Below are 7,933 nucleotides of genomic sequence, written 5' to 3' on the forward strand. Positions count from 1 at the left end.
GTGCGTCAGACCTTACCGGAGTCGCGTGGCTGCGCCAGCAGCGATTCCCCTCCACGAGCCCTCGATCCGTCGATACAACTCGGCACTCTGCCGCACGGTGAGTACGAGGCACCCGTGGTAGTCCTCGCCGGTGTTCTTGCGCACGGTTTTTGGGTTGTGCCGCTTAAGAGTTGTCTTGCCGAACGAGCTGCGACCGGACTGGACGACATCCGCCCAGTACGACTCAGCCGACTCCACATCGGCCGTCTCGTGGATCATCACGCGATATGTGACGTCCTCTCGTGTCACTTCGAGGAGGTCGAGCCAGGCTAGGAACAATCGGATCATGCTCGGGTCACTGTTGACGAAAGTGACCCGTTCGCGCCGGGCGTGAGGTTTGTCCTTGGTGCCCTCCGCCCAGTACAGGCCGACACCCAGGAGGAACAGCTCGCGATCGGACATCTCGCCGATCTCTGCGGAGGCTGCGGCCTTGGTCTGCTGTCGCGCCTGGTCTCGCACCATCAGCTCGTGTTCCCAGCGCCTGCGTGCCGCCAGCACTGCCTGTTCCTTCGGGTCGCGGCGCTCCGGCTTCGGTAGGTCTCGCACCCACAGTGAGACCGAACTCCTGGAGCAGCCGAGCTCCAGCTCGATCTGGTCGTATGTCCACCCCTGGAGTCGTAGTTCTCGCGCCTTCTCGCGCAGGTCGTCCTTCGCACGTGGCCGCTTCGTCCACTCAGGCGGCGGCTCCCCCTTCACCAGCTGGTTGAGGATGTCGTTGTTGAAGATCTTCAGTTCGTCGCGGATCTGCCGAAGGCTGTAGCCCGCCCGCCGCAGGGCGACCGCCTGTTCCCTGAGGCCCTCGAAGTCCGCGTACTTGCCATGGGAATGTGCCATGTGCATACCGTCCGGCCGGAATGGCAGGTTCCGGCCTCGAACGGCCCTGGTTCAGCAGTTCGAGGGATACCGGTGGGTTTCGGTGCTGTTCGGTTACGGAGTGTGGTGTGGCGCAGTCGTGGAAACTCGCCGGAAAAGCCGGGGCCTGTGCTCGTAGGCTGGGGGCATGACCACGACGGGGGAAGAGGACGCGACGGCTCGGGGAGGGCCGTTGTGGTGGAGCAGGCGCCGTAGTGCGGTGTTCGACTGGAGTCTGGCGGTGGTGTCCGCCGCGGAGTGTGCGCTGGAGGGTGTTCCGTTCGCGCGGGACGCGGGGATTCCGGTGCCGGCGGGGGTGGTTTTCGGGCTGCTCGCGGGGTCCGTGTTGCTGGTGCGGAGGCAGTGGCCCATCGCGGTGGTGTTGGTGGCGATCGCGATCACGCCTGCCCAGATGGGGTTCCTGATGGGCATCGTGGGGCTGTACACGCTGGCGGCGTCGGAGTTGCCTCGGCGGATCATCGGGTCGCTGGCGGGGATGCAGCTGGTGGGGACGTTGATCGTGACGTTCGTGCGGGTGCGGCAGGACATGGCGCGGGGGGATCTGACGCTGGGGGACTGGTTCGTTCCGTTCGCGTCGATCACGACGTCGCTGGGGCTGACGGCGCCGCCGTTGTTGCTGGGGTTGTACGTGGGGGCTCGGCGGCGGCTCATGGAGAGCCTGCGGGAGCGGGCGGACAGTCTGGAGCGGGAGCTTCAGTTGCTCGCGGAGCGGGCGGAGGAGCGGGCCGAGTGGGCGCGTAATGAGGAGCGGACGCGGATCGCGCGGGAGATGCATGACGTGGTCGCGCATCGGGTGAGTCTGATGGTGGTGCATGCGGCGGCGTTGCAGGCGGTTGCGCGCAAGGATCCGGAGAAGGCGGTGAAGAACGCCGCGCTGGTGGGGGACATGGGGCGGCAGGCGTTGACGGAGTTGCGGGAGATGCTGGGGGTGTTGCGCAGTGGTGAGGGGGAGCGGCGGGCGTCGGTGCCGGTGGCCGCGGCGGTGGCGGTGTCGCGGGTGGGGGAGGACGGTGAGGGGCCGTGTCTGTCGGAGTTGGAGGAGTTGGTCGGGCAGTCGGCGGCTGCGGGGATGGTCGTGGATCTGTCGGTCGAGGGCGACGTCCGGGTGTATGCGCCGGAGGTCGAGCAGACGGCGTACCGGGTGGTGCAGGAGGCGTTGACGAACGTGCACAAGCATGCGGCGGGGGCGAAGACGCATGTGCGGTTGGCGCATCGGGTGGCGGAGATCGCGATGCAGGTGGAGAACGAGCCGCCGCCGGAGGTGGGGTCGGCGTCGTCGGCACGGTTGCCGTCGGGGGGTAATGGGTTGGTGGGGATGAGGGAGCGGGTGGTGGGTTTGGGTGGGGTGTTTGTGTCGGGGCCGACGGAGGCGGGTGGTTTTCGGGTGTCGGCGGTGATTCCGGCGGCGTGAGGCCGTGGTGGGCGTGGGTGGTGGGTCAGCCGGCGGTGAGTCGGACGGGTTCGGTGCCGGAGACGAGGGCGCCGAGGGCGTGGTCGATGTCGGGGCCGAGGTACCAGTCGCCGGTGTGGTCGAGGGTGTAGACGCGGCCTTCGGCGTCGATGGCGAGGAGGGCGTGGGTGTCGGTTTCGGTGCCGAGGGGGGCGACGTCGGTGTCGAGGGCGCGGCCGAGGTCGGCGAGGGTGCGGGCGAGGTGGAGGCCGTGGAGGGGGTTGAGGTCGAGGGTGGCGGGGGCGACTTGGCGGCCGGGGCCGGTGGGGGTGATGTGCAGGCCGCCGAATTCGGCCCAGGCTTCGACGGCGGCGGGGAAGACGGCGTGGCGGTGGCCGGCGGGTGAGGTGTGTTCGCGGAGGGTGTCGGCCCAGATCTCGGCTTGTTTGATGTCCCAGCGTCCGGGTTGCCAGCCGGCGGTGCGCAGGGCGGCGTCGACGGGTACGGGGAAGCGCGTGGTGGAGGTGCGGTCGGGGTGCATGTGCTCTTCGTTCGTCGAGTTCGCGAGATGGTGTGGGGGTGGGCCGGTGCTCGGTGGGTTTGTCCTCAGTTGGGTGGTTTCTGAGGTCAGTCTTCGGGTGCTGTCGGGTCGACGATGCGGACGCCGAAGTGGGCGCTGAGGGCGGTGCAGGCGCGGCAGGGTGCGGCGAAGCTGCCGTGGAGGGGGTCGCCGTCCTCGCGGATGCGGCGGGCGGTGAGCTTCGCCTGTTTGAGTGCTTTGCGGGCTTCGCCGTTGGTCATGGGTTTGCGGGCGGCGCGTCTGCTGCGGGCGGCGTCGACGGCGGCGAGGTGGCGGGAGATGAGGAGTGCTTCGGCGCAGCGGCCGGTGAAGCGGTCGCGTTGGGCGCTGGTGAGGGTGTCGAGGAAGTCCTGGACGAGGGGGTGCAGGGTGGGGGGTTGGTCGCCGCGGGCGGCGGTGCCGGTGAGGGTGGCGCCGCGGACGGAGAGGGCGGCGGCGATGGTGGGGAGTATGCCGTCGCGGCGGTGGTGGAGGGTGGGGGCGTGGGGGGTGTCGTCGTGGCTCCAGCCGATGCGGGGGTCGCCGGAGTGGTTGGTGTGCGGTCCCGTTTGTGTGGCGTTCATGATCGTCTTTCCCCTCCCGTGCATCCCCCCGGAGGTCTCAGGGTGCCAAATGGCGAGGCCGGTGGGGAAGCTGGGGCGGTGTGACACGCCCGCTTCGGGGCGGGCTGTCACGGCGGGGTGACGGCTGGTCACGGAAGCGGAGGCCCGGTGACCGGTGTCGTCGTACCGCATAGGCTGTCGGCACCGCCTGGCGCGCGGTTGACGCGCGTTGGAGACCGTTGGAGACAGTCGTATACGGGGCGTGGTGGTCGGAACCGGAAGCGGGGCCGGCGCCGCGGTCCGTACAGAGTGCCGCAGGGGGCAACCGCCATGACGACAGGTCGGCTCGGGCAGCAAGCCGCGCCGCCGAACGCGGCCTATGCCGGGCAGGTCGTGCATTTCCCGGATCCGGTCCGGGCCGCGCGTCACCCGAGGGGGGTACGGGTCGACGAGCGTGGTTACCCCGACTTCTCGCCGTATGCGCGTGCGGCCGCGGAGATCGCGGAGCCGCCGGAGGGTTTCGGCGTGGACGAGTTGCGGCTGACGGACTATGTGTCGGCGAACGCGGCGTTGGCGGCGTCGGGCCATGAGTTGTGGGACACGGTGGCGAATGTGGCGACTCCGCATGGCTGGACGTGGCATCACGTGGTGGGTTCGCGGCGTCTGGAGCTGGTGCCGGTCGAGGTGAAGGCGTTGCTGCGGCATCACGGTGGTGTCGCGACGGCGGCGGTGGACCAGTCGAAGCGGGGGACGCGGCCGTTGCAGGAGACGCGTCCGGCGCATTTCGGGTTGCCGAAGTCGGGTGTGGCGGTGACGGAGCAGCAGGTGCAGGGGGTCGAGGAGGATCTCGGGTACCGGCTGCCGGGTGCGTACCGGTCGTTTCTGAAGGTGGCGGGTGGTTGCGCGCCGGTGGGTGCGGCGTTGGACGCGGAGTTGGGGCTGCTGGTGGATCAGCCGTTCTTCACGGTGCGGGACGAGGCGGCCGTCAATGACCTGGTGTACGTGAACAAGTGTCTGCGTGACCATCTGACGAAGGACTATCTCGGCGTCGGTTTCGTGCAGGGTGGTCTGCTGGCCGTGAAGGTGAAGGGTGACCGGATCGGTTCGGTGTGGTTCTGCGCGTACGACGACGCGCGGGACGTCGATCCGGCGTGGTCCCCGGCGGAGCGGACGGAGCGGCTGTTGCTGCCGTGCGGTGAGGACTTCGACGTGTTCCTGTCGCGGTTGGCGGGCCGGCCGCCGGAGTTGGAGACGGTGGCGAATCTGATGGTGGACGGCGGGTTCGCGCGGGCTGTTTCCGTGTCGTCCGTGGGCGTGGGGGAGTGATCGGGCGATGGTGACGTTCGCACAGGCGCAGGAGCGCGGGGAAGAGTGGATCAACGGGGACGTTCCGGCGTACCAGCATCGTGAGGTGCGGGTGCGGGAGTTCGGGCTGGGCTTCGTGGTGTGGGCCGAGGACCGTGCGGAGGGGCCGCGTTCGGACGGGGGTGCGCAGCGGCTGGTGCTCGCCCGTGACAGTGGTGAGGCCTCGCTGTGGCCGTCGTTGCCGGTGGGTGAGGTGATCCGCCGGTACGAGGAGGAGTACGGGCGTCCGGACGGCGAGGCCGCGCAGTCCGCGCCGGCGCCTGCGGCCCGGGTGGATCTGAATCAGACGTCGTTCTTGCTGTCGCCGCCGGAGTGGTTGCAGGAGGCGGCGGACAAGTTGGGGATCGGGGAGCAGCGGGGGGCGGATTCTTCCGGGGGCGCGGATTCCGCTGGGCGTGTGGGGGCGGGGGCGTCCGCGGGGTCGGGGCCGGGTTCGGCCGCGGGTTCGTCTGTCGGTTCGGGTTCGGCCGGGGGTGGGGCCGCGGGTACGGGTGTTGGTGCGGGTGCGGGCTCGGGTGTGGCCGGGGGGCGGTCGGTCGGTGGGGCGGCTGGTTCCGGTGGGGTTGTGACGCCCGATCCGTCGTTGCCTCAGACGCAGGCGGGGGTGCCGGTGGACGCGAGTTCCGGGGCGGCTGCCACGCCTGTCGGGGCGACGCCGTGGACGGGCACGGACACCAACGCCGATGTCGGCGAGGATCGTTCGGTTCCTCTTCCCGCGACCGTGTTCGCGCCGCCGCTGAGCGGTTCCGACGACGACGCGGGGCCTTCCGCCCTGCCCGACGCCCAGACGGCGCTCATGGCGGGCGGCAGCCAGCTCCCGCCGACGGCGGTCGCACCGGCGCTCGACGACCCGAACGCGCCGGGTGGTGCGCCCGGTGCGCGGGGCGCGGGCGTGCCGTCCGCGCCGGGGAACACGCCCCCTCCGCCGCCCGGCCCGGGCGCGCCCTCGTACGGCTACCCGCAGGGCCCGGGTGCGCCTGGCGGCTTCCAGGGCAGCACGCCGCCGCCTCCGCCGGGTGCGCAGTCCTACGGGTATCCGCAGGGGCCTGGTGCTCCCGGTGGTCCGGGGACTCCGCCTCCTCGCGGGCCGCAGGGGGCGCCGCCTCCGCCGCCGCCCGGGGGGCAGTCGTACGGGTATCCGCAGGGGCCCGGTGCCCCGGGTGGGCCCGGGACTCCGGCTCCTGGTGCGCCGGGGGCGGGCGTGCCGCAGGCTCCGGGCGCCCCGGTTGTGTCGGGTGCGCCGGGCGCATCCGGTGTTCCAAGCGCTCCCGAGCGGCCGCTCGCGCCGAACGCCGGTGACATCGCCGATGCCGCGACCAGCAAGGCGGCGCCGCCTCCGCGTCGTGGGCGCGGTGGCGGGGCGACTCCGCCGCCCCCGCCGGGTGCGCCGGGTACACCGGGCGCGCGGCCCGGCAACACGCCGCCGCCTCCGCCCTCCTCCGGCCCGGGTGCGCCCGGTGCCCCGGCGGGCGGGTACGTGCCGACGCAACTCGTGTCGGCGCTCGGTCCTGACGTGCCGGGCGCGCCGGGTGCTCCTGGCGCGCCGGGTGCGTCGAATGCGCCGGGCGCGCCGGGTGTCCCGGGCGCCCCGGGTGTGCCGAACGCGCCCTCCGCGCCGAACGCGCCCTCCGCGCCGAACGCGCCCGGAGGCCAGCCGCCGGGTGGGGTTCACCATGCCGCCACGATGTTGGCCGACCCCGGACGGATGGGCGCGGGGAGCGGCGTGCCGCAGCCTCCGGGCGCCCCGGGTGCGCCGAACACGCCTGGCGCGCCCGTCGCTCCGGGCGCCCCCGGCGCACCGGGCCCTTCGGGTACTCCTCACACCCCGGGTGCGCCCGGCGCATCCCAGCCGCCGAGCGCCCCGGGTGCGCCTGGTGCCCCGGGTGTGCACGGCTCTCCCGGTGGGGGGCAAGGGGCCGTTCACCGCGCGGAGACGATGCTGGCGGGGCCCCCGTCGGGTGGCCCCGGCGCGCCCCCGCCGCCTCACGCCCCCGGCGTCCCTGGTGTTCCGGGTGCCCCCGGGATGCCTCCGGGCGCTCCGCAGCCGATGTCGTCGGGGGCGATGCCGCCGCCGGGTGCGCCGGTGCCGGGGCAGCCGCCGGCGTACGGGTATCCGCAGCAGGGGCAGCCGACGGTCGGTCCGGGTTATCAGGCCGTGCTGCGCTACCGCGCGCAGGACGGGTCGGAGCAGCAGCTGATCCGGCGTTCGGCGCCGGGGACGCCGCATCCGGAGTGGCAGATCTTCCACGAGCTGCGGGCGATGAACGTGCCGCCGGACCAGGTGCTGGAGCTGCACACGGAGTTGGAGTCGTGCGAGCTGCCGGGCGCGTACTGCGCGCGGATGATCCGGGAGCAGTGGCCGCAGGCGCGGATCACGAGCATCGCGCCGTACGGGACGGATCACGCGAGCCGGCAGCAGGGGATGCAGCAGCTGCTGGCGCACCAGGGCGAGTTGCATCAGGTGGCCGACGGTCCCGCGCGTCCCGCGCCGGTGCGTGCGCCGTTGCCGCCGGTGCAGGCGGCGCCGCCGGTTCCGCCGGAGGCGATCGCGCAGGAGCTGGGCGCGGCGTTCGGGCCGGGCGTGTTCCGGTTCGAGCAGGCGGCGGTGTCCCGGCAGGGTGTGCCGCCGGTCGTGGCGCACACGCTGGTGGTGGCGGGTCTGCCGATGGACATGGGGCCGTTCTTCTGGGCGCAGGCCCAGCCGGGGCGGCCGGTGCCGACGCTGGCGGAGCTGGCGGCCGAGCGGGGTGTGCAGCCGGCGGCGGACGCGGGTTCGTACCTCGTCATGGGCAGTGACTTCGGCAAGGCGATCTGTGTGCAGTACGGGACGGCGAACATCGTCGCGGTGCCCGTGGAGGCGGGGCCGGGCGGGGTGTCCGCGCCGCCGCAGTTCGTGAACACCGGGCTGCCGGAGTTCGCGCGCTGTCTGGCGCTGCTCGGGCGGATGTGGCGGCTGCGGTTCGGCCTGAACCAGGAGCAGGCGGGCCGCTGGACCGTCGACTTCCAGGCTCAGCTGGCCTCGCTCGACCCGGCGGCGCTCGGTTCGCCGGACAGCTGGTGGTCGGTGCTGCTGGAGCAGATGTGGGACGGGTTGCTGTGAGGCGTACGCCCCGTTGACACCCTGTGTGTCGAGGGCCGGGCCCG

The 7,933-nt window shown here is 72.3% G+C and carries 6 protein-coding genes; 3 read left to right on the forward strand and 3 right to left on the reverse strand.

All coding sequences use genetic code 11. From position 1 onward, the window contains the following. Positions 1-12 precede the first annotated feature (12 nt). Positions 13-873 (reverse strand): hypothetical protein, encoded by an 861-nt coding sequence (locus ACPT94_RS07770; protein ID WP_425245481.1) that lies wholly within the window; start codon positions 871-873, stop codon positions 13-15. A gap of 166 nt (positions 874-1,039) precedes the next feature. Between ACPT94_RS07770 and ACPT94_RS07775 the strand changes: the two genes are divergently transcribed. Continuing rightward, the gene (locus tag ACPT94_RS07775) at positions 1,040-2,323 is read left to right on the forward strand and encodes a sensor histidine kinase (RefSeq protein WP_425245482.1); all 1,284 of its coding nucleotides are present in this window, start codon (positions 1,040-1,042) and stop codon (positions 2,321-2,323) included. A 25-nt stretch (positions 2,324-2,348) separates the two neighbouring features. Here the strand turns inward: ACPT94_RS07775 and ACPT94_RS07780 are convergent, their stop codons facing one another. After that, positions 2,349-2,843 (reverse strand): SUKH-3 domain-containing protein, encoded by a 495-nt coding sequence (locus ACPT94_RS07780; protein ID WP_360344703.1) that lies wholly within the window; start codon positions 2,841-2,843, stop codon positions 2,349-2,351. An 86-nt stretch (positions 2,844-2,929) separates the two neighbouring features. Next, positions 2,930-3,445, reverse strand: a complete 516-nt coding sequence (locus ACPT94_RS07785; RefSeq protein WP_360344706.1) for a YwqJ-related putative deaminase — start codon at positions 3,443-3,445, stop codon at positions 2,930-2,932. Positions 3,446-3,754: 309 nt separating this feature from the next. Here ACPT94_RS07785 and ACPT94_RS07790 point away from each other — a divergent pair, with 309 nt between their 5' ends. Next, positions 3,755-4,750 (forward strand): SMI1/KNR4 family protein, encoded by a 996-nt coding sequence (locus ACPT94_RS07790; RefSeq protein WP_360344786.1) that lies wholly within the window; start codon positions 3,755-3,757, stop codon positions 4,748-4,750. 7 nt (positions 4,751-4,757) lie between these two features. Next, on the forward strand, positions 4,758-7,889 hold the full coding sequence (locus tag ACPT94_RS07795; RefSeq protein ID WP_425245483.1) for an SUKH-4 family immunity protein: 3,132 nt from the start codon (positions 4,758-4,760) through the stop codon (positions 7,887-7,889). The last annotated feature ends 44 nt before the right edge of the window (positions 7,890-7,933 follow it).

The organism is Streptomyces aurantiaciflavus (genome assembly GCF_049808595.1).
GTDB lineage: Bacteria > Actinomycetota > Actinomycetes > Streptomycetales > Streptomycetaceae > Streptomyces.

Bases quoted from the DNA above. Each gene is read 5' to 3' on its own strand.
- ACPT94_RS07780 (WP_360344703.1), bottom strand. From the start codon at position 2,843: ATGCACCCCGACCGCACCTCCACCACGCGCTTCCCCGTACCCGTCGAC.
- ACPT94_RS07775 (WP_425245482.1), top strand. From the start codon at position 1,040: ATGACCACGACGGGGGAAGAGGACGCGACGGCTCGGGGAGGGCCGTTG.
- ACPT94_RS07785 (WP_360344706.1), bottom strand. From the start codon at position 3,445: ATGAACGCCACACAAACGGGACCGCACACCAACCACTCCGGCGACCCC.
- ACPT94_RS07770 (WP_425245481.1), bottom strand. From the start codon at position 873: ATGGCACATTCCCATGGCAAGTACGCGGACTTCGAGGGCCTCAGGGAA.
- ACPT94_RS07795 (WP_425245483.1), top strand. From the start codon at position 4,758: ATGGTGACGTTCGCACAGGCGCAGGAGCGCGGGGAAGAGTGGATCAAC.
- ACPT94_RS07790 (WP_360344786.1), top strand. From the start codon at position 3,755: ATGACGACAGGTCGGCTCGGGCAGCAAGCCGCGCCGCCGAACGCGGCC.